The sequence below is a fragment of the Paenibacillus artemisiicola genome, from assembly GCF_017652985.1.
In the GTDB taxonomy this organism is placed as follows: domain Bacteria; phylum Bacillota; class Bacilli; order Paenibacillales; family Paenibacillaceae; genus Paenibacillus_Z; species Paenibacillus_Z artemisiicola.
The window spans coordinates 26203-48133 of the sequence record NZ_JAGGDJ010000001.1 but is presented as its reverse complement, the minus strand read 5'-3'; the positions used below and the strand labels follow the sequence as shown (position 1 = coordinate 48133).

The 21931-nt window shown below is 63.6% G+C and carries 21 protein-coding genes; all 21 read right to left on the bottom strand.

What is annotated here, in order from left to right; genetic code table 11:
- Nucleotides 1-11: 11 nt before the first annotated feature.
- The 21 genes from I8J29_RS00240 to I8J29_RS00140 all read right to left on the bottom strand — a co-directional run bounded on the left by I8J29_RS00240 (nt 12) and on the right by I8J29_RS00140 (nt 21902).
- The gene (locus I8J29_RS00240; protein ID WP_208845589.1) at nt 12-830 is read right to left on the bottom strand and encodes a carbohydrate ABC transporter permease; all 819 of its coding nucleotides are present in this window, start codon (nt 828-830) and stop codon (nt 12-14) included.
- The gene (locus tag I8J29_RS00235) at nt 830-1768 is read right to left on the bottom strand and encodes a carbohydrate ABC transporter permease (protein WP_208845588.1); all 939 of its coding nucleotides are present in this window, start codon (nt 1766-1768) and stop codon (nt 830-832) included. Before I8J29_RS00235 ends, I8J29_RS00240 begins: the two co-directional genes overlap by 1 nt.
- A 70-nt stretch (nt 1769-1838) precedes the next feature.
- Nucleotides 1839-3212 (bottom strand): ABC transporter substrate-binding protein, encoded by a 1374-nt coding sequence (locus I8J29_RS00230; RefSeq protein WP_208845587.1) that lies wholly within the window; start codon nt 3210-3212, stop codon nt 1839-1841.
- 567 nt (nt 3213-3779) lie between these two features.
- On the bottom strand, nt 3780-4352 hold the full coding sequence (locus tag I8J29_RS00225; protein ID WP_208845586.1) for a YdhK family protein: 573 nt from the start codon (nt 4350-4352) through the stop codon (nt 3780-3782).
- A gap of 114 nt (nt 4353-4466) precedes the next feature.
- Complete coding sequence (locus I8J29_RS00220; protein WP_208845585.1) at nt 4467-6893, bottom strand: heavy metal translocating P-type ATPase; 2427 nt, start codon at nt 6891-6893, stop codon at nt 4467-4469.
- 178 nt (nt 6894-7071) lie between these two features.
- On the bottom strand, nt 7072-7275 hold the full coding sequence (locus I8J29_RS00215; RefSeq protein ID WP_208845584.1) for a copper ion binding protein: 204 nt from the start codon (nt 7273-7275) through the stop codon (nt 7072-7074).
- Between the two features lie 17 nt (nt 7276-7292).
- Nucleotides 7293-7625: a metal-sensitive transcriptional regulator gene (locus I8J29_RS00210; protein ID WP_208845583.1), complete on the bottom strand. Its 333-nt coding sequence runs from the start codon at nt 7623-7625 to the stop codon at nt 7293-7295.
- 131 nt (nt 7626-7756) lie between these two features.
- A complete protein-coding gene (locus I8J29_RS00205; protein ID WP_240545797.1) occupies nt 7757-8512 on the bottom strand; it encodes a hypothetical protein in 756 nt (251 codons plus the stop codon).
- A gap of 59 nt (nt 8513-8571) precedes the next feature.
- A complete protein-coding gene (locus I8J29_RS00200) occupies nt 8572-9288 on the bottom strand; it encodes an alpha/beta hydrolase family protein (protein ID WP_208845582.1) in 717 nt (238 codons plus the stop codon).
- 105 nt (nt 9289-9393) lie between these two features.
- The gene (locus I8J29_RS00195; protein ID WP_208845581.1) at nt 9394-9891 is read right to left on the bottom strand and encodes a hypothetical protein; all 498 of its coding nucleotides are present in this window, start codon (nt 9889-9891) and stop codon (nt 9394-9396) included.
- An 82-nt stretch (nt 9892-9973) separates the two neighbouring features.
- Complete coding sequence (gene abc-f, locus I8J29_RS00190) at nt 9974-11734, bottom strand: ribosomal protection-like ABC-F family protein (RefSeq protein ID WP_208845580.1); 1761 nt, start codon at nt 11732-11734, stop codon at nt 9974-9976.
- Nucleotides 11735-12173: 439 nt separating this feature from the next.
- Nucleotides 12174-12608 carry a hypothetical protein gene (locus I8J29_RS00185; RefSeq protein WP_208845579.1) on the bottom strand — a complete coding sequence of 145 codons (435 nt, stop codon included), beginning with the start codon at nt 12606-12608 and terminating at the stop codon, nt 12174-12176.
- A gap of 138 nt (nt 12609-12746) precedes the next feature.
- Nucleotides 12747-13022: a YqkE family protein gene (locus tag I8J29_RS00180; protein WP_208845578.1), complete on the bottom strand. Its 276-nt coding sequence runs from the start codon at nt 13020-13022 to the stop codon at nt 12747-12749.
- Between the two features lie 68 nt (nt 13023-13090).
- The gene (locus I8J29_RS00175; protein WP_208845577.1) at nt 13091-14116 is read right to left on the bottom strand and encodes a HoxN/HupN/NixA family nickel/cobalt transporter; all 1026 of its coding nucleotides are present in this window, start codon (nt 14114-14116) and stop codon (nt 13091-13093) included.
- Between the two features lie 140 nt (nt 14117-14256).
- Entirely contained in the window at nt 14257-15678 is a 1422-nt protein-coding gene (locus I8J29_RS00170) for a sulfatase family protein (protein WP_208845576.1), read from the bottom strand.
- A 20-nt stretch (nt 15679-15698) separates the two neighbouring features.
- A complete protein-coding gene (locus tag I8J29_RS00165) occupies nt 15699-16583 on the bottom strand; it encodes an AraC family transcriptional regulator (protein ID WP_208845575.1) in 885 nt (294 codons plus the stop codon).
- Nucleotides 16584-16638: 55 nt separating this feature from the next.
- The gene (locus I8J29_RS00160) at nt 16639-18063 is read right to left on the bottom strand and encodes a sulfatase family protein (protein WP_208845574.1); all 1425 of its coding nucleotides are present in this window, start codon (nt 18061-18063) and stop codon (nt 16639-16641) included.
- A gap of 1 nt (nt 18064) precedes the next feature.
- On the bottom strand, nt 18065-18649 hold the full coding sequence (gene cysC, locus I8J29_RS00155; protein ID WP_208845573.1) for an adenylyl-sulfate kinase: 585 nt from the start codon (nt 18647-18649) through the stop codon (nt 18065-18067).
- 2 nt (nt 18650-18651) lie between these two features.
- Nucleotides 18652-19650 carry a Gfo/Idh/MocA family protein gene (locus I8J29_RS00150; protein ID WP_208845572.1) on the bottom strand — a complete coding sequence of 333 codons (999 nt, stop codon included), beginning with the start codon at nt 19648-19650 and terminating at the stop codon, nt 18652-18654.
- Complete coding sequence (locus tag I8J29_RS00145) at nt 19643-21076, bottom strand: sulfatase family protein (RefSeq protein ID WP_208845571.1); 1434 nt, start codon at nt 21074-21076, stop codon at nt 19643-19645. The genes I8J29_RS00150 and I8J29_RS00145 overlap by 8 nt, the downstream gene beginning before the upstream one ends.
- Before the next feature lie 22 nt (nt 21077-21098).
- Nucleotides 21099-21902, bottom strand: coding sequence for a sugar phosphate isomerase/epimerase family protein (locus I8J29_RS00140; RefSeq protein WP_208845570.1), 804 nt, complete (start codon nt 21900-21902; stop codon nt 21099-21101).
- Between the last annotated feature and the right edge of the window lie 29 nt (nt 21903-21931).

The following is a 21931-nucleotide window of genomic DNA, read 5'->3' as shown; positions in this document are numbered from 1 at the left end:
GCGTTCGCCTCCTACCCTTTGATCGCGCCGGAAGCCAAACCCGAGATGAAGTACCGCTGCAGGAACAGGTACAGCACGATCATGGGCAGCGCCCCCATGAGCGAGCCGGCGGCGACCCAGCCGATGTTGCTGTTGTATTGGCCGAAGAAGGCGGCCAGCGCGACCGTGATCGTCCGCGTGTGCGGATGCTGCAGGAAGAAGACCGAGAACTGGTAATCGTTCCACACGGCGACGCCGGTCAGGATGACGACCGTCGCCGTGATCGGCTTGAGGAGCGGCAGCAGGATCCGGTAGAACAGGCCGAGCCGCCCCGCGCCGTCGATCATCGCCGCCTCGTCCAGCTCGCGGGGAATCGTGCCGATGAAGCCGGTGTACAGGAAGATCGTCATCGGCAGGTTGAACGTGACGAACAGCAGGATGATGCCCCAATACTGGTTCATGCCGCCGATGTCGACCATGAACTTATAGAGCGGCACGAGGATGGTGAGCGGCGGGACGATGAGCGCCGAGACGAACACGGCATAGACGAATTTGTTCCAGCGCGTCTGGAACCGCGCGAGCGGATACGCGGCGACGGAGCCGACGACGATGATCAACGCGACGGACACGATCGTCACGATCAGGTTGCTGCGGAACGCCGACGGCATGTTCGCTTCCTGCCAGGCGTTCTTGAAGTTGTCCGCGTACATGTAGCCGGGCATGACCCACTTGGAGCTTAAGTCGTCGGCCGCCTTGAACGAGGTCGTCAGCAAAATATAGAACGGCAGGATATGCACGAGGCAGATCAGGAGCGACAGCGCCGTCGGCCATGGGTTGCGTTTGCGTCGCATCAGGCGTGAACCTCCCTTCTCCGGAGCAGGAACAAGGCGACGATGCTGACGATCGAGATCATGACGAACATCAGGATGCCGATCGTGGCGGCGTAGCCGGCGTCTTCGCGGCCGAAGTAGAGCAGATACATGATCGAGGACATCGACGCGGACGCGTAACCCGGACCGCTGTTCGTCATCGCGACGATGACGTCGAACAGCTTCAGGCCGCCGATCAGGTTCAGCACCATGCTGACCGTCAGGGACGGCGCGATCAGGGGCCACGTCACGTGGCGGAACCGGCTGACGGCCGTGGCGCCGTCGATCGTCGCCGCCTCGTAATAATCCTTCGGAATGGTTTGCAGGCCGGCCAGGAAGAGCACCATCGCGATGCCCAGGTATTGGTAGGTGTTGACGAACGTGATGATCCAGCTGTTGACGTCCTTGTCGCCGAGCAGATTCGACGGCTCGTCCTGGAACAGCAGCAGGATGTCGTTGATCGCCCCGCCGTCGTATTGGAAGAAGAAATACCAGATGTAGCCCATGATGAGCGAGCTGATGATGACCGGCAGGTAAATGACGGTCCGCACGACGCCGCGCGTCCGGATGTTCATGTTAAGGAAGAGCGCGTACGCGAGCCCGATGACGTTCTGCAGGAAGGCGCTGCCGACGCCGTAGATGACCGTGTTCCGGATGACCCGGCCCATGTCGGGATCGCTGAAGATCCGCTTGTAGTTGGAGCCGCCGATCCATTTGTAGTCCTGATTGTAGCCGTCCCAGTTCGTGAACGAGATCTGCACGCCTTTAATGAACGGATAGAAGATGAACACCGCGAACAGAATCAACGCGGGCACGTAAAGCAGGTTCAGCCATGCGCTGCTGCGTCTCCGTTTGCCGGATGACCGCAGCGGCGGCGCGGACGGGCGGACGGCTTGCGCCGCCGGTGTTTGGTTTGCCATGCGCTCCCCTCCAGCCGGATTCGTGATTGCGGGCAGGACGCGATTCTCCGCGCCCTGCCCCGGGTTGCCGTTATTGATTGCGCAGCCGGTCGTATTCCTGCTTCATCTTGTCGGCGAACTGCGCCGGCGAGACGTCCCCGGCGACGAGCGCCGTGCCGGTCTTGCACATGACGTCCCACATGCCGTTCGGGAGATAGACGCGGTCGAAATACGGGAAGACGCGCACGTCCTTGAACTGCTCGTAATAAGTCGTGAATTCGTGCTCCGACGGGATGTCCTTCAGCCCCGGCGGCAGCTTCGTCGCGTTGGCGATCTTGGACATGTTCTCCGGTCTCGCGAAGAACTCGATCAGCTTCTTCGATTCCGCCAGGTGCTTGCCGTCCTTCCATGCGCCCATCGTATAACGCTCGCCGCCGGAGAACGTCGGCGAATCGCCGTCCACCATCGTCGTGAGCGGCATGATGCCGATCTTGACGTCCTTGTTCACTTTGTACACTTCGTCCGCGAACGACGGCGCGCCGAACACGAACGCCACCTTGCCCTGCGCGAAGCGCTGCGGCATGTCCGTGTATTTCGCGGTGAGCACGTCCTTGTTGATGTAGCCCTTCTTCTGCATGTCGAGCAGCTTCTGCGCGAGCGGCGTCCACTTCTTCCAGTCGAACGAGCCGTCGAGCAGCGTCGCCGCGTCGTTCGTCGACGGGCTGATGTACTGGGAGGTCGCGTACAGGTCGAGGAACCCGCCGATCATGCCGTTGTCGATGCCGGACATGAAGAACGGCGTCACCGCGCCCTTGCTCTCCGTCTTCAGCTTCTCGGCGGCGTCCATCAGCTCCGCGAACGTCGTCGGCGGCTGGATGCCGTACTGCTCGAGCAGGCCGGCGTTGTAGGAGATGCCGTCCTTCGCCTCGCTCAGCACCAGCGCTTCGACTTTGCCGTTCTTGTCGGTGACGACCGGCTTGATCGTATCCGTCAGGTTGGCCGCCCACGGCTCGTCTTTCATATCCGCCAGGTAGTTGCCGTAACGGATGACCGCCCAGCCGTGCGTGTCGAAGACGTCCGGCAGGTCGTTCGCCGCCATTTTGACCTTCAGGATGTTCTCGTACTCCGCGCCGGGAAATTGGAACTCGACCTGGATATTCGGGTTTTCCTTGGTGAAATCGGCGGCGATCGACTTCATCATGTCCTGGTTCTTCAGCTCGCCGATCGTGCTGTACACCGTCAGGCGGACTTTCTCCCCGCCGTCCGTCTTGGCCGGCTCGGCCGAGTCGTCGGTCTTCGGCGCGTTGCCGCCGCCGTTCGCGGCGGTGCCGGAGTCGTTCGTGCCGGCGCCCGAATCGTTCGCGCCGTTCGCGCCGTTGCCGCTGCCGGAGCGCTGCGAGCAGCCCGCGAGCACGGCCGAGATGATCAGCAGGACCGCGACCGCGGTTATCCACGTCTTTCTCATCCTTGGAATCCTCCCTGTATCGTCGTGATTTGGCAACCTTTGCCTCGTTCTTATCCTAGCATTAGTGACAGCGCTTTCATATGATCCAAATGTTCACCCGGCGCGCTCATTTGTTCGGTCGCGGCGTTTTGCGTTAGTCGGGATCCGCGCAGCCGCCGGCTTCGATGCGGATACGTCGCGAACCCGCCGCTCGCCGGATTCTCCCTTCTCGTGTTTCGATTCGCGCCGCCCTTTTCCCTTTGCCGTTACGAAAATGTCATGCAAGCTTTAACGAATTTTAACTTGCGCGGCGGCGTTCGCGAGCGCGTTGCTTTCCGACGGGACAAAAAAACGGCAGCGGGAAATCCGCGATCGGATTTCCCGCTGCCGTCTGTATAGGTTTATCAGGTCGTTTTGGCATTGAATTAAATTCACGATTTATTGCATAATTTCGTTCGCGATTTCACTCACGATTTCACTCACGATTTCATTCACGAAATCGATTACGTTTTCGTTCGCGACTTCATGCAGGATTTCTGTCAGCGGCTCCTTCACGATTCCATTTCATCTTCATTTCAGGCTTCGGGCTTATTTCGGCGCTTCGAGCTCGCTCTCCGTCACCCAGCGATGATCGGTCACTCGGGCTCCGCCGGTCATCGGATCATAATCGACGCTATAGACCGTCGTCTGCTCGGCCGTGTCGATCGTGGCCGCCGCGCCTTTCATGCCCTTCATATGGCCGGCCATCAGGACGACCCCGTCCCCGGGCTTGTACGGCTTGTCCCCGGCGTCTTTGATTTCCTCCTGGACGACCCACTTATGGCCGCTTACTTTCGCGCCGCCCGTCGTCGGCGTATACGACACGGCATACGCCGTCGTCTCGTAAGCGCCGGCGATCGTGGCCGCCGCACCTTTCATGCCGGGCATATGATCGGCGAGCAGCGTCGCCTTGTCCCCGACCTTGAAGGCCGGATGGCCCGCCGGCTTCAGACCTGCCGGAATCTCGCCCGGGCTTGCATGATTCATGGCTCCCATCTCCGCGTCGGTCATGCCGTCATGCGCGTTCATATCCGCGTTCTTGCTCGCCGAATCGTTCCCGCAGGCGCTCAAGGCTAGCATCAACGCGGCGGCGGCGGACAGCAGGATCATACTCTTTTTCATCGGTTACAGCTCCTTTACATGCCGCAGGCGTATTGACGTTCGTTTGCTCGGGACGCTTCGTTCGGCTAGAATCGGCTGCAAGCTGCCTCGCGCTCCGGTATGCGGCGCATCCGTTCACGGATTCGCCCGCTGCAGCCGCAGAGCGTTCAGCACGACCGACACGGAGCTCAGCGCCATCGCCGCGCCCGCGACCCACGGGGCCAGCAGCCCGATCGCGGCGATCGGAATGCCGAGCGCGTTGTAGCCGAGCGCCCAGAACAGGTTTTGCCGAATGTTGGCCATCGTCCTGCGGCTCATCGCGATCGCGTCCGCGATGCTCGTCAGCTCGCCGCGCATCAACGTCACGTCCGCGGCTTCGATGGCGATGTCCGCCCCCGTGCCGATGGCGATCCCCACGTCCGCGGTCGCGAGCGCGGGGGCGTCGTTGACCCCGTCTCCCGCCATGGCGACCTTCCTGCCCTGCGCCTGCAGCCGCTTGACCGCCTCGGCTTTGCCTTCCGGCAAGACTTCGGCAAGCACTTCGCCGATCCCGGCCTGCCGCGCGATCGCTTCCGCCGTCCGCCGGTTGTCGCCGGTCATCATGATTACGTCGAGCCCCATATCCTTCAGCCTCGCGACCGCCGCGGCCGACGACGCCTTGATCGTGTCGGCGACGGCGACGAGGCCGGCGTACTCGCCTCCGATCGCGACGAGCATCGCCGTCTTGCCTTCCGTCTCGTACCGCTCCATGGCCGGTACGGCCTGGGCGTAGCCGACGCCTTCGCGCTCGAGCAGCTTGCGGGTACCGACGAGCACCGGCTTGCCTTCGACGACGGCGCGGACGCCGTATCCCGGGACGGCCTCGAATTGCTCCGCCGCGGGCAGCGCGACGCCTCTCGCTTCGATGCCCGCCACGATCGCCTCCGCGAGCGGATGCTCCGAAGCGCGTTCGGCCGCGCCGACGTACCCGAGCGCTTCGGCTTCCGCCATTCCCTCGATCAGGACGTCGGTCAGCTCCGGCTTTCCTTTCGTCACCGTGCCCGTCTTGTCGAGCACGATGACCTGCACGCCCTGCATCGCCTCCAAATGCTCGCCGCCCTTGAACAGGATGCCGAACTCGGCCGCCCGTCCCGATCCGGCCATGATGGACGTCGGGGTGGCGAGGCCGAGGGCGCACGGGCAGGCGATGACCAGCACCGCGATCGCCTTCTCCAGCGCCGAAGCGAAATCGCCCGGGGCGACGAGGAATTCCCAGATCAAAAAGGTCAGCGCGGCAAGGCCGACGACGATGGGCACGAAGATGCCGGAGATCGCGTCCGCGACGCGCTGGATCGGCGCTTTCGAGCCTTGCGCGTCTTCGACCGCCTTGATGATGCGGGCGAGCGCGGTATCTTTTCCGACCTTCAACGCCTTCATTCGCAGCGCGCCGTAGCGGTTCACCGTCGCGCCGAAGACGCCGTCGCCCGGCTCCTTCTCCACGGGCAGGCTCTCGCCGGTCAGCATCGATTCGTCGACCGCGGACCGGCCTTCAAGCACCACGCCGTCGACCGGAATTTTCTCGCCCGGCTTGACGAGCACGACGTCGCCGGCGACGACGTCTTCCAAAGGAACAGCCATTTCCCGGCCTTCCCGGACGACGAGCGCGGTCTTGGCCTGCAGGCCCATCAGCTTCTTGATGGCTTCGGACGTCCGTCCTTTGGCGAGCGTCTCGAACCATTTGCCGAGCAGGATCAGCGTGATCAGAATGGCGCTCGTCTCGAAATACAGCTCCGGCGCATGCATGGCATGCGGCGAGGCGGCCCATTCCAGCGTGAGATACAGGCTATAGAAGTACGCGGCGGACGTGCCGAGCGCGACGAGTACGTCCATATTGGCGCTTCGGTTGCGGAGCGCCTTGTACGCCCCGGCATAGAACGGCGCTCCGATCGCGAGCTGCACGGGCGTTGCCAGCCCGAGCTGCACCCACGGATTCATGAGGAACGCGGGCAGGTAGATCCACGACGCAAACGAGAAATGGCCGACCATGGCCCACAACAGCGGAAGCGACAGGGCCGCCGATACGATCAGCCGCGCCTGTTTGCTTCGAAGCTCGCGCCGCTTGCGATCGTCGCCGTTCCCGGCTTCTTCCTTGCGGACCGCCCGATAGCCGAGCTGTTCCACTTTGCGGATCATGTCCGGCACCGATATTTCGGCGCCGTTGTACGTCACGTGCGCCGTTTCCAGCGCGAGGTTGACCGAGGCGCCGGAGACGCCCGGAAGCCGGCTCAGCCCCTTCTCGATCCGGTTCGCGCAGGCCGCGCACGTCATGCCCTCCAGCCGGAAATCGGCTTCTTCCTTCACGGTGCCGTATCCTAGGCTCGCGATGCGCTTCTCCATATCGGCTACGGCCACCTTGCTCGGATCGAAGGTCACCGAAGCCTGCTCCAGCGCGAAATTCACGTTCGCGCGGTCCACGCCCTCGAGCTTGCCGAGGCCCTTCTCGATCCGGTTCGCGCAGGCAGCGCACGTCATGCCCGCGATCTGCAGCGTAGTCTGCCGCTGCTCGGCCGACTGTTCTTCCATAATCATTCACCTCGCGATTGCGACTTCTAATCTATTTTGCGAATCCATCGTTTATTGCATCTGCATCTAGGAGTCCGCCTTGCGGCCTTTCGACGCTTTTATACCCTCAGGGGGTATATTTGAAGCCAAAAAAAGGGGCGCCGGAACCGGCGCGGGAAGGAGCCGCCCGGCAGCCCCGTTACTTCGCGACGTCATAGCCTTGGTCTTCGATCGCTTCCTTGATCGCGGCCAGCGACACTTTGGCGTCGTCGTACTCGACGGCGACGGAACCGGTTGCCAGATTGACCTTCCCGGCGGCGCCGGCTTTCGTTACCGCGCCTTCCACGGCTTGCACGCAGTGATTGCAGGACATGCCTTCGACTTTCAACGTTACGGATTGCATGGATAATCGCTCCTCGCTTATTTGATTAATTTATTCATCGTGCTCATGAGTTCCTTGACGACGTCGTGATCGCCTTCCTGAATGCGCTCGATGACGCAGCTGTTCAAGTGATGCTCCAGCAGCAATTTCCCGACGCTGTTCAAGGCCGACTGGACCGCCGCGATCTGGTTCAGCACGTCGTCGCAATAGGTGTCCCGCTCGATCATGCCCTTCAGCCCGCGGATTTGGCCTTCGATGCGGTTCAGGCGGGAAGTCAAATTGCTCTTGGCCTTGTCGGAATGATGGCTCTTGCGCTCCGCGCCGCCCGTATGGCAGTGTTCCTCATGGCCGATTGGATCGCTTTGTTCCATCGTTCCGCCTCCTTTGCTTTTATCATACAATACCCCCCTAGAGTATATCAAGAGGGCGATGAACATTTTTTTCGCGGCGCGCGGACGCGGAGCGGCCCGGCTTCCCGTTTCGAAGCCGAGCCTCGCGTCTACTACCCGCGGCTTTCGAAGAAGGCCGCGATCCGCCGCTCCATCTCTTCTCTTCCGCGTTCGAATTGCTTCCGCCGGTGCCCGTTCGCGCCGGATGGATGCGGGAACCCCCACAGCACGCGGCGTTCGTCGATCCGGCGTTCGTCCGCCAGCCGCCTGAACAGGCCTTCCACGGTCCGGCCTAGCGGGACGATCAACGGCGGACCGTCGAACAGCCCGAGCTCGCTCGACATCGCTTCTTCCGCCATCCGCCGAAGCGTCTCGCGCCCGGACAAGCCGGGCCGGTGGCCGTCGTAATTGCGGCCGTCGACGAATGCCGGATACCGCAGCAGCGACGTCGTATGCAGCAGCGAGTCGTCTTCCTCGAACAGGCTTCGGACGTCGGGGAGCCCGGCATGCGCGGACAGCTTCAGCTCGTCCAGCATGCCCAGCAGGTTGTCGCGAATCGGGCCGGCGAACCGTGCCGCTTGCTTCGCTTTCCCGCATGCCGCTTCCGGCGAATCGCCTTCCGCGATCGCCCGTCTCGCCGTCCTGATCGCGACTTCCATTTGTCTCCAGCCCGGCGTGATGCCGACGATCATAACGCGCGCCCGCGGATTGACGATCTCGTTATGAGGCGCGTAGTACATCTCGATCGGTCCGGCCCGGGCGACGAGGAGCTCCGGCACGAGCAGCTCGCCGGGCGCGTACCTTTCGCGCGGCGGCAAGGCCGCGATGGCGGCCGCGTACCGGCCGTACAATGGCTGCGCGATCCACATGCCGTTCTCTTCCCTTCCCGCGCCGCCCCGCTAAGGTCTGCCAAGACGGCCGCATCCGCTCACAGCAGGTTCGCCGAGAATTCCAGCTCGCGCGCGACGCGCTCCCAGATCATGTCGGTAATCATGCGCAGATTCGAGCCCCGCTCCGGATGCACGAACGGCGCTTCCTTGCGAAAGTAATGCTGATGGCCGCCGATCGTCGCGATCGGCAGGATATGCATCGGCGCGTATTTGCGGCGGTTCCAGTACGGAAAGCCGTACCGGCTGCGGCTAAAGCCGCCCCAGCTGCCGATGCGCGTAATGTAATCGGCGCATTCGCCCTTCTCGTTGACCGCCACGACGTAATGCACCTTGCCGGCATGCTCCTCCCGGATCGGCAGCCGGGGCGAGCCGACTTGCACGACGCGCCAATCCGGGATCGTGCCGTCCCGGCTGAGCAGCACCGCCGTCTGGTAGGCGGCGACCCCGCCGCCGCTGTGCCCGATGAACAGGACGGGACGTCCGGCGGACAGCTGGCGCACCTGATCCGCCACCGCCCTGGCTCCGATCTGCACCGACTTGCCCAGCCGCGACAGATCGCCGCGGACCTTCAGCAGCTGGCGGTAAAAATTTTGCGTATGGTCGCCGTACGGATACAGCTCGCGGATGCGCGGGATTTTCCCGGATTCCGCGTAACGCCGCTGCAAGTCCTTCACGCATTCCGCGAAGATCGTCCGCGACGAACCGACGCCGGCCATGAAATAAATATCCCATTCGAACATCGCTTCAGCCTGCATGCCCATCACCGTCCCGTTGGATCGCCGAATGCTGGCCGGTTCGGCGTTTCATGCCCCTTAGTATGCGGCGATGAATACGGTCACATGCACGGTTGCAAACGGTTCCTACATCGTATTCTGCGCGTTCCTTCTGCGTTTCTGGATTTCGTGCATGCCGAGGATGACCGCGATCCATTCGTACGCGCCGACGGCGTCGTCGTACGTTTCGAGGGCATAGGCCGACGCTTCGAAGAAGCCGCTCGCCCTGGCGAATTCCGCGGCCGGATTCCCGCTCTCGTCCGCGATCCGGTATTCCTGCGAGAACGCGCCCGCTTCGATCTCGTATACCCCCCTGCCGTATGCCTCGTATTCGAAGCGCTTCGTCAGGAACGACATGCGCGCCCGCAGCTGGCCGACGCTCTCGCCCGAAGGGCCCGATACGCCCCACTTGCCCGACAGCAACGGGAATCCGCCGCTGCACGCCAACGACCCGTCCGCGCCGTAGACGTCGAGCCCGGAGCCGAGCAGGCTGCGCAGGTCGACCTCCCCCGCCCGCTCGCCCGCGCCGTTCACGATTTCCGTCACGCCGGCGTTGAAGAAGTTATCGCGAAAATACAGTTTCAAACGCACCGCCTCCTCTATGGCTCCATACGCTGGCCGCCGCGGGAAAGTTTCAGGTCCGAAAGGTTCAGGTTCAGGTTCAGATTCAGGTCCGGCCCAGCTCCCGCTTCTTGGCGATCTGCCCGGCTAGCTCCGCGTCCAGCCGGGCATAGTCGGCGTCCGTCGGCTTCAGCTTGCCGATCTCCCCCAGCAAATACGAAATGCGCGTCGTAACCAGCAGCAGCTCCTCCTCCCGACGCCGCTCCTCCGCCTGCTTGGACGCCTGCCGGGCTTCCTCGTCCCTGTGCGCCCGGCGGTCCGCATACGCCCGGTACCCGCTCTCCCAACGCCGGACGGCGCCGTCCTCGATGACCAGCAGCTTGTCGCAAAGCTTCTCGATCAAGTAACGGTCGTGGGATACGATAATCAGCGTGCCCGCGTAAGTGGCGAGCGTGTCCTCGAGCCGCTCGCGGCTCGCCAGGTCCAGATGGTTCGTCGGCTCGTCGAGCACAAGCACGTCATGCTCCCGCAGGATGAGCTGCGCCAGCTTGATCCGCGTCCGCTCGCCCAGGCTCAGCTGGCGCATCGGCTTGGTCAGCATCGCTTCGTCGAAGCCCATGTTGGCAAGCAGCGTTCTCGCTCTGCCGACCTCGGTCCGAAGCGCGAAGGCATCTCCGAGCAGCTCGAGCACCGTGCGGCTGCCATCGAGGTCGTTCACGTCCTGGGTCAGGTAGGCGATCCGGGCCGTGGGCGTGACCCACAATCGGCCTTCGTCGACGGACGCGCGGCCGTGCAGCATGTCGATCAGCGTCGTCTTGCCCGCGCCGTTCGGCCCGATGAGGCCGATCTTCTCGCCGCGCCGGACGCAGAAGGAGCTGTCCGCGAACAGCCGCCGCTCGCCGAACCGCTTGCCGATGCGGGAAGCCTCGATAATCCGGCGTCCGCGCTTGGCGGGATCTTCCCAGCCGAAGGCGACCGTCGCTTCTTCCTTCGGCTTCTTGATGCCTTTGTGCTCGATCTTCTCCAGCCGGTGCAGCCGCGACTTGATCTGCCGGTCCATGCGCTTCGCCTTGCTGCGGTAGAACTCCTTGAAGCCGCCCCGGGCCGCGGCCGTCTTGGCGGAATCCCGGTGCGCCTTGGCGGACCAGTCCTTCAGCCGCGCGATTTCCGCTTCGATCTTGCGCTCGTGCTTCCGCTGCTCCTCGTAGCGGTGCAGCCGGCTCGCCGCGCGGCGCGCCTTCTCCTCCCGGTAAAACGTATAATTGCCGGCATATTCGGCGGACTCGCCGTCCTGCAGCTCGATGATCCGGTCGACCGTCGCATCGAGGAAATACCGGTCGTGCGAGATGACGATCGTCGCTCCAGCGAACGTCCGCAGCTCGCCGATCAGCCAATCGACGCCTTGGAAATCCAAATGGTTCGTCGGCTCGTCGAGCAGCAGGATATCCGGCTTCGTCGACCAGATTCGCGCGAGCGCGAGCTTCGTCTTCTCGCCGCCGCTCAAGCCTTCGAGCCGGCCGGCGTCCCATTCCTTCACGTTCTTCAAGCCGAGCCTGCTCGATACCTCCAGAAACCGCCGGCTCTCCGGGGCTTCTTCCGTCTCGTCCGTCAATCCGCCGAACGCGTGAACCGTGAACGAGGTCGACTGGCGCAAATACCCGATGCGCAGACCGGGCGCGAGATGGGTCAGCTTGCCGCCGTCCGGCTGCAGCGCGCCGAAGATCAGGTTCGCGAGCGTCGTCTTCCCGGCCCCGTTCATCCCGACGAGGCCGATCCGTTCTCCTTTCGCGATATCCGCGTTCACGCGGTCCAGAACGGCCTTGTCGCCGAAATGCTTTCGTAATTCGCGTATCGTCATCAATGTCATTGCGCATCACCGCTCCGTTTGGTTAGTCGAATTGCTGGCGTGGGCGATGAGTTTCGAAGTCGCGGCCGAGCGGGGCGGCGGCGCAAAAAAAGCCGCGGGCTCATGCCCGCGGCTGCTGTCGTCGAAATCGGATACGTTCGAATAAGAATGACCGTACGGGAACGCAGCGCCGAACCAAAGCCGGCATGCGGCGTCCGCTGATGCAGCGGAACGCCGAAATAAGCGTTCATCCTTCTGGAGTCATTCCACTTAGACGCACGTAACCCATTCCGCTTCGCCGGGGCAAAGCCTCTCTGACCGTTCTATTCGAAAATCATGAACGACAGGGAATTAGGTCCACATGATGGCTAAATGGATACCTCCGATACGGTTAAGTTACGGTTATTATAGCACGATACGGCATTGAATTTGCAAGTCCGGCACGTAAAAAGCCGCTTCGTCAGTCGGAATACCCCGTAAAGTTGAAGCTTTCCGGGCCGACGCGGAACGTGCCGAGCGCCGTGACTTGAACGAAAACGGAGTACGCCACGTTGGCGATGTTCGGCGCGTTGAAGTCGGAGCCGGAGAACGAGATGAGCTGCGGGCCGAGCAGGCTGAGGTTCAGGTTGGTCGCCGCCGAGAACACGTTCAGATCGCCGGCGGTCAGTCCCCTCGTCACGAATACCGTTACGTTCGTCGCGACCGGGAGCAGCGGCAGCTGAATCGCGATCACGCCCGAGAATTCGACGCGCGTCAGCGTAGCCGTGCCGCCCGAAAGATTCAGCGTTTGCTGCGCGACCAGGTTCGGAGCATTGATGACCGAGATCGGGATGGAGATCGAGTTCGCGTAGCTGGCATTCTGGGATGTTTTGGAATCTAGCAGTCTGGCAGGCATAGTTATCACCTCCTTACGCTACCAGATTATGCGAGTTTTATTCCAATGATTGGATTATACGGAAAGGCGCTTTCACGAAAAAATCAAAAAAATCCCTTTCCGCTAAACGGAGAGGGATTTTTCGCGGACGGCCGGAGCTTAGCTTTTGTTCGACCGCCAGTCCATTTTGCTGTTGTTCAGCAAGTATTCGAAATCGTTGTCGAGCCGTTTCTGCTCCGCTTTGCGGGCTTCCTCCTGCTGTTTCCGGAGGTCTTCCTGCCGCTTCTCTTCCGCGGACTTCAAGTCCTGCGCCGTCGCCTTCAACTTGTCGAGCACGTCGGGACGAAGCAGGTCCTTCAGCGTCGCCGCCTTCTCTTCCTTCGCCTGCGCGCTCGATTGCGCGGAAGCCGGGCGGTATTTGTCTTTCTTGGCCATGCGATCACCTCGATTATTTCCCATCATTATAGCAGGCGCATCGGATGCCTGCCAAGCGGCGGAGGCCGTCAGCCGGCGAAGTCGGTCCGTTCCTCGAATTTCTTCGCCTTCCAGACGGCGGCCGACACGAGCCAAGCCAGCGCGAACAGGCCGACGAGGACGTAGCCGAGATCGCCAAGATCGATGCCGTTCACCCAAGCCGCGAACGGTCCTTGGAGCCGCAGGCGCTCCGACAGGATTTGCAGGATTTCCACCCCGCCGATCAGCAGCGCGGATACGACCGACACGGCCGTCACCGTGACGTTATAATAGATTTTGCGCAGCGGCGTGTTGAATGCCCAGCGGTAGGCCTTCGCCATGAACATGCCGTCGGCCGTGTCGAGCAGGCTCATGCCCGCGGCGAACAGCACCGGCAGCGCCAGGATGCCGAGCACCGAGGCCGAGCTTTTCGCGGCGCCGGCGGAGAGCGCCATCAGGCCGACCTCCGTCGCCGTGTCGAAGCCGAGGCCGAACAGAAAGCCGAGCGGGTAGACGTGCCAGCTGCGGCCGATCAGCCGGAACAGCGGCCGGAACAGCCGGGCGAACAGGCCGCGCGACTCCAGCAGCCGCTCCAGCTCCTCGCCGCTCTGGCCGCCGGCGCGCATGCGGCGGAAGATACCGTACAGGTTGAGCAGTATCATGAAGTTCAGAATGCCGATCAGCAGGAGGAAGATGCCGGAGACCGAGGTGCCGATGAGGCCGCCGGCGTCCTGCAGCGCGGGCAGGTTCGATTGGATCCATTTGACCGAGCACGCCACGGCGAGCACCATGAGGAACACGACCGACGAATGCCCGAGCGAGAAATAAAAGCCGACGCCGAGCGGGCTTCGCCGCTCCTGCACGAGCTTGCGCACCGTGTTGTCGATGGCGGCGATATGGTCCGCGTCGAAGGCGTGGCGCATGCCGAGCGCGTACGCCAGCAGGCCGAGGCTCCAGAACGCGGCGTCTCCCCGCGCGGCGTACGCGAGAGCGGCAAGGCCCAGCGCGTGCAACGCCAGGACGACGGCGACGTACCCGGACCATGATTTGCGGCTTGTCCAGAGCTGCTTGAACATGATTGGCCTCCTCGTTCATGTCACTTAAGCTGACATGCGTAGTGTGAGTCCATTATATAAGCAACGCCCGGAAAAAGCTACGCCGAACCGCGCCGCCAACGAAAAAGACCGTCCGCAAGGAACGGTCCCCGGCTCGGGCTTCACGTCCGACCGTCCGCGATCGCCCCGTCCAGCAGCTGCCGGCGGGTCCACATATTCGCGACCGCCGGGTCCTCGTCGGCGCGCAGCTGCCCGTACAGCCGCTTGCGCAGCTCCGCGACGAGTCCGCGGTGCGCCTCCTCCGCGATCAGGTTGACGAGCTCCGCCGCGTCGCGCTCCAGGTCGTACAGTTCGTCCACGTCGGTCAAGTTCCAGACGTATTTCCAGGACGGCGTGCGGATCATGCGCTGCGTATACAGGCCGAACTGCTGCCCGTTGTACGACGCCACGACCGCGTCGCGCCAACCGTCGGGCGGCGAGCCGTCCGGCGATGCCAGCAGCGGCGCGAGCGACCTCCCCTGGAACGGGCGGTCCGGCGCCGCCTCGACGCCCGCCAGCCCGAGCACCGTCGGCGCCAGGTCGAGCAGGTTGTACGCGAACGCGCCGGTTCGCGTCCCCGGCCGCTCCGCGCCCGGAAGCCGGATCATGAGCGGCACGCGGACGACGTCGTCGTACAGAATGTAGTGCTTGTCGATCATCCGGTGCGAGCCGCACATGTCGCCGTGATCCGCGGTGAAGATCACGACCGTGTCGTTCGCGGCGCCGGACCGCTCGAGCGCGTCCAGCACCCGGCCGACCGCCTCGTCGAGCTGGCTGATGATCCCGTAATACCGGGCGACGATCGGCGCCCAATCCCGCCATTCGTAATCCTGCAAGCCCCAGCTGTACGGCTGCTGCCGCTGAATGTACGGCTTGCCGGCGAACGTCTCGCGGAAGCCGTCCCATTCCGGCACCTCCGCCGGATCGTACAGGTCGACGAAGCGGCCCGACGGCCGGCACGGCAGATGCGGCTCCGCGAAATGCAGCGCCAGATGCCACGGCTTATCCTCCGCGCCGAGCCGCTCCATCGTTTCGATCGCCCGCGCGGCGAACCAATGCGTCCCGGCGTCCTCGACCGGAATCGGATTCGCCTCGCCCAAGAACCCGTTGGCGTACGTCACGTCCGGGTACTTGCCCTTGCGGAAATCGGCATACTCGTGCTCACCCACGTAGGCATCGTAGCCGAACGCCGTCGGATCGCGATCGGGATTGACGCCCCATTTGCCGAGGAACGCGGTCGCGTACCCGGCCTCCCGAAGCGCCTTCGTCCACGTGAACTGCTCCGGCTGCAGGCAGCCGACCGGCAGGAACGCGTCGTAATTCCACAGCGCGCCGAACGTCTCCGGCCGCCGGCCGTGCAGCATCGACTGCCTGGCCGGCCCGCAGACCGGGATATGGGAATAGGCCTGCGCGAACAGGACGCTCTGTTCGGCAAGCCGGTCGAGATGGGGCGTATGAACGGGATAGCGGCCGCTGCTGCCGAGGCAATCGTAACGCAGCTGATCGGCCGTGATCAGCAAAATATTCGGCTTGCGGTCGTTCACGCGAAGCAGCTCCTTTCTTCTCAACCCGTCGAGCGGTAATGGCTCGGCGAGCAGCCGACGTGGCGCGCGAACAGCCGGTTGAAGAACGATTGGTCCTCGTAGCCGACCATCGTCGCCACGACGATCACCTTCTCGTCCGTCTCGAGCAGGAGATGCTTCGCCCGCTCGATGCGGATCTCGTGCAGCACCTCGAAGACGCTGCGGTCGTATTCCTCGCGCATGAGCCGGTTCAGCTGCCGGATGCTCGCGTTGAACAGCGAGGCCAGCGACTGGAGCGTGATCTTCTTCTCGTAATTGCGTTCCAGGTAGCCGTAGATCCGCTTGGCGGTCATCTCCCTCTCCAGCTGGCGGGGCGACGGATGCGCGCGCTGCTGCTGCAGAAGCGAATAATACCGGGAGAGCAGCACGAGCAGCTCGATCAGCCGCAGCCGGATGATCGTCTTGTGACCGGACGGGCGGCCGTTCATCTCGCGGATCATGCCTTCGAGCAGTGCCAGCACGTGCGACGCTTCCTGGCCGTTCAGGTTCACGCGGTGGTTGAACCGCACGTCGTGCGTCAGGAACGGATGCACGTAGAAATAGTCCATCGAATTCGTAATTTCAAGCTCGGTCAAGAGCGCGTCCGGAATGAAGGACGGCATGAACAGGCAGTTGATGATCTCCATCTGCTCCCCGGGCTCGACCGCGTACGCGTGCGTCTCCCCGGGGTTGATGATGAACACGTCCCCGGCCTGGATGTCGTACCGCGAGCCTTGGAACAAATGCCGGCCGTTGCCGCGCACGACGAAGACCAGCTCGACGAACTCGTGGCCGTGCTCGTCGATGCTGCCTTGGACCGTGCGCGTGATCCAGAACGGAAACTCCGACTTCATGTAGTGGTTGCTGCTCAGGATCGCTTCTCTCATGCGTGACCCACCCTTACGCTCAGTCTGTCCTGCACGGTCTGCCCGTACGGTCGGTTTACCGGTGCTGCTTCCCGGCGGCCGCGCGGTCGAACAGCGCGCGGTCCGGGTTGCGCCGCCATGCGTCCCACGTCATGCCGGCGCCGTTCAAGATCTGCTCGATGCGCCGGCGGAACGGAAGTCCCCGGCGCTCGAGCTGCTCCGTCATCGGATCGGGCCGCCCGGCGAGCTTCTTCGCGACGAACGCGTTCAGTTGGCTCTCCAGGGCGTCCGCGATATCGGGCCGCGCGTCCGCCAGGTTCGCGGTCTCGTGCGGATCCTCCTGCAGGTCGTACAGCTCGCGCGGCGGCCGGCGGAAGGGGCCCGCGTCGTACGTCGCGATGAATTTGTAGCGGTCGTTGCGGATGCCGCGGGCCGCCTGCCAAGCGCATTCGCTGAGATAGATCGTCTCGCGCGTGCCCTCCGCGCGGCCCTCGATGGCCGGCCACAGGCTGCGCCCGTCGAGGTCTTCGGGATCCGCGAGCCGCGCCGCGTCGATGCCCGCCGGCGACTCCCGGCGGACCGCCTCGAGCAGGGTCGGCAGCAGATCCGCCTGCTGCACGAGGCCCGGTACCCGCCGGCCCGGCGCGATCCGCCCCGGCCAGCGCAGAATGACCGGCACGTGGACCGTCGGCTCGTACAGGCCGCAGTGGTCCCAATAGATATCGTGCTCCGTCAAGCTTTCGCCGTGGTCGCCGAACAGCACGAGGAGCGTGTCTTCCCGTATGCCTAGCTTCGCCAAATGGTCGTCGAGTTCCTTCAAGCGATCGTCCAAATACCGGATTTCGGCGTCGTACAGCGCGTCGTAGTACGCAGTGTCCGTGACGTTGCCGACCAGGTCGTAATGGTGGTGCTTGAAGAACGGGTACGCCGTATGGTTGTAGGCCGGCTCCATGCTCGCGTTCGACGGATCGTACGGATCCCGCCCGGCCTCGTAAAATTCCGGCACGTACGACGCCGGCGGCAAATACGGCGTGTGCGCGTCCCAGTAGTGCAGGAACAGGAAGAAGGATTCGTCCTTGTGCTGCTCCAGCCACGGCATCGCGAGCTCGTTGATTTTCTTTCCGTCAATCCAGCGGTTGCCGCCGACCGAATTGATGTAATGGTTGTAGCCGCGGGCGAACCATTCCTTCAGCTGGTACAGGTTGTCGACCGCCCCGGTCGTGAAGCCGGCGGCGCGCAGCAGGTTCGGCAGCCACTCCACCGACTTCGGCAGATGGGTCAGGTCGGAGCCGTGCGAGACCACGCCGGTCGTCAGGCCGATCTTGCCCGTGAACACGCCCGTATGGGCCACCTCCGTCGGAATGTCCGCCGCGTAGGCACGCTCGAACAGGACGCCGTCCCGCGCGATCGCGTCCAGATGCGGACTGGTCCGCTTGCCATAGCCGTACCCGCTTAGCCGCGATGCCCGCAGCGTGTCGAGGGAGACGAGGATGATCTTCATCCTAGATCACTTCCTTCCCGGCCGGAGGCTGGAAACGGTGCTTCCGGTCGAGGTACGCCAGCACGGTGCGGACGTTCTCCTCGAGCGGCACGCTCGCCGTGTTCAGCGTAAGCTGCGGGTCCTGCGGCGCCTCGTACGGATCGGATATGCCCGTGAAGCGGCCGATTTCGCCGGCGCGGGCTTTGGCGTAGAGCCCTTTCACGTCCCGCTGCTCGCAGACGTGCAGCGGACAATCGACGTAGATCTCGACGAAGCTCGGTATGCGCTCTCTCGCGTAATCCCGCATGGCCCGGTACGGGCTGATGGCCGATACCAGCACGTCGACGCCGTTGCGCGCCAGCAGGTTCGCGACGTAGGCGATGCGCGTCACGTTCTCGAACCGGTCCTCCATGCTGAAGCCGAGTCCCTTGCAGATCCCGGCCCGCAGCTCGTCGCCGTCCAGCAGCTCGACCCGCCGCCCGCGCTCGCGCAATTGCCGTTCGACGGCGGCCGCCGTCGTCGTCTTGCCGGCGCCCGACAAGCCGGTGAACCATAATACCGCGCCCTGACTGTTGTTCATGTGAACTCTCTCCTTCTCCTGCAGCATCCCTACGAAGGGACTGTAACGGGAGCGCCGCCGAGCCGCTGCGATTGAATGGCGGCCTCGATGACCTCTTGCGCCGCAAGCGCGTCCGCGCCCGATGCCGTGATGTCCGCCGGCTTCACGCCGGCCTGAAGCTCTTCGATGAAGCGGTTGATGCGATGCTCGAACGTGTCGTCGAACCCTTTCATGCCCCCGAAGAGCGGATTGCGCACGACCGTCAGCTCGTCGCTGTCGTGGGGGTAATACGTCATGCTCTCGTAAACGTTGTCGACGACGATCCGGCCTTGATGGCCCGCCACCTCGCAATATTCGATCGGATGCCGCATCGACATGTCGTAGCTGCCGGTCAGATGGCCGACGGCGCCCGAGGCGAATTCCATGTTGACGGACACCGTCGACCACGACTTGCGTCCCGGCGCCTTGGTCATGAACGCCTGCACCCGCTTGATATCGCCCGCGAAATACCGCATGACGTCGATGGAATGCGGATGCAGCGCGCGCATGTGCAGCCACTCGGTGTCCTCCTGCGGATTTTGGATGGTCAGCCGCATGTTGAGGAACAGCAGGGAGCCGAGCTTGCCGGCGTCCACGAGCGCCTTGGCCTTGTGCGCCGCGGGCGTGAAGCGGTGGTTCAGGTTGCAGGCGAGCGGGAGGTTCCGCTCCCGGGCGAACGCGACCATCCGGCGCGCTTCCTCGATATCGTTGGAAATCGGCTTCTCCACGAACACGGCTTTGCCCGCTTCCAACGCGATCATCGCCGGCTCGTAGTGATGGCTGCCCTTCTCGACGCCGGCCGTCGCGACGATCACGACGTCGACGCGCTCCCTTGCCAGCAGCTCGCGCAAATCCGTGTACGCCGGCACGGCGTGGAGGCGGCCCGCCGCCTCCGCCCGCTCCGGCATCAGGTCGCACACCGCGGCCAGCGTCGTGCCGGGGTGATTCTTGTACGCCTGGCAGTGGATCTTGCCGATATGGTTTACGCCGACGACCGCGACGTTAATCATTGCCGACCGTCTCTTTCTCCTGCTCCTTCTCTTTCTCCTTGTCTTTCGCCTGCAGCGAGCGGGCGTTCACGATGGAGCCGATGTAGAGCGAATTATAGGCCTCTTCCGAGGATGCGAACTGCTTGTTCTGGCCGTGCCAGTTCGTGTTCGTGTAGATCGGGTTCGTCCGGTTCACTTCGCCCTCGCGCTTGCCGATGTAGTCCAGCATGCGGCCGCGCAGGAATTCCACGACCTCGGGCTCCTGCTCCGCCACGTTCGCGTTCTCCTCCGGATCGCGGATCAGGTTGTACAGCTCGACCGCCGGCTTGCCGTGGAAGTCCGGCTCGAGCGCGACGATGAGCTTCCATTCCGGCGTCCGCCAGCCGTGCTTGCGCATCCAGGTGCACTCCGTGATGTACAGCTCGGTCCGCTCCGCGGCGGGATCGGTCTCGCCGTTCATGAGCGGCACGAGATTTTGGCCGTCGTACGGTTCGCCGTTCTCCACGCCGAGCAGGCTCAGCACGGTCGGCATGATGTCCGCGATGACGCTGACGCTCCCGACGCGCTTGCCGGCGGGCACGCGGCCCGGAAATTTGAAGATCAGCGGCACGACGAGCGTGCAATCGTACAGGCCGTGGTGGTCGAAGAAGCAGTCGTGCTCGTACAGCGTCTCGCCGTGATCCGCCGTGATGACAACCAGCGTCTCGTCCTCGATGCCCATGTCCTGCAGCTTCGTGAACAGCGCCTGCATGCAGGCGTCCATATACGCCACGGCGCCGTCGTACTGCGCGGTCACGTATTCATGGTCGGTGACGTCCTCGCCGATCCACGACTTCAGGAAATCGCCGAACGGCTTGAAGCCGAAGACCGGCTCCATCGACGGGTTCGCCGGATCCTTCTCGTCCTTGCCGTAGAACATCCGGTCGAACGGCAGCGGCGGCAAGTACGGCGAATGCGGATCCATATGGCGCAGGAACAGGAAGAACGGCTTGTCGTCGGACGCGAGGCGCTCCAGCTCCGGGATCGCGACGTCGTTCAGGTTCTCCGCCTTCGGCGTGCGGCCGGTCGTCTCGTCCGGCACCCACGACTCGTAGTTCAAGTACGTCTGGAAGCCGCGGGACGACGGGTTGCCGGTAAAGCCGACGCAGGTCGTATTGTAGCCGTTCTCCTCCAGCACCTCGGCGAGCGTCTTCACGTGGCCGCCGAGCGGACCCTCGTGGCGCAGCGCCACGACGTCCGTGCCGAAGACGTCGCGCCCCGTCAGCATGGAAGCGTAGGCCGGCGTCGTCGGAATGCTGGGGCTGAAATGCTGCTCGAACAGCGCGCCCTCGGACGCGAGCTTATCGATGTACGGCGTCGTCAGCCTGCCGTAGCCGTAACCGCTCATATGGTCGCGGCGCAGGCTGTCGATGCCGAACAGAATCAGATTCGGTTTTTTGGCGGACATGATTGTTCCTCCTTGGCGGCGCTTAGCGCGCTCCTAATTGTTTGAGGCAAGCGTTCAGGTAACCGTAGGATTCGGCCGCGACGGCCGTCACCTGTTCGATCGCGTGCTCCGGCGTCGCGCCGATCACTTCCAGCACGACCGGACCGTCGTAGCCGGCCCGCACCATCGCCGCGCAGTAGCCGTACAGGTCGATGTCGCCCCGGCCGCACGCCTGCAGCTGAATCGGGCCCGGACCCTGCTCGCGTCCCTTGCAGTCGCGGATGTGGATATGCTTCACGCGTTCGATGACGGCCGGCAGCGCTTCTTCGGCGTTCTCGCCGGAGCGGTGCACGTGGCTCGGATCCATGTCGATGCCGAACGCCGGTGAGGCGATCCGCTCCATGGCCGCGAGGGTCGTCGGCGTGTTGTAGATCGCATTGCCCACGTGCGCTTTCACGCACAGCGCGACGCCGTGCGACGCCGCGATGTCGGACAGGCGCGCCAGATTCGCGATGGACGCGTCGAGATCCGCCTCGACGCCGGATTTGCCGCCCGGCCCGACGTTGACGACGGGGATGCCGATCGCGGCCGCCGCTTGGAACGCCGGAATCAAGCGCTCGTCGGCGAGCGACGCGACTTCCATGGACAGGAATTTCAGCCCGTGCTCGCGGACGATCGCCTGCAGCTCCTCCTTCTGCTCCTCCCAGCGGCTCAGGTCCAGATGCTCGCACATGCCCTGGATGGCGGAGATTTCGACGCCGTCGTAGCCGCAGGCCGCGATCAGGCGGGCCGCCTCGGCGAAATCGTAGTTCTTGAACAGGACGGAGTTGACGCCTAATGAAATCATGAACGGATGACCTCCTGGAATTGGGAATG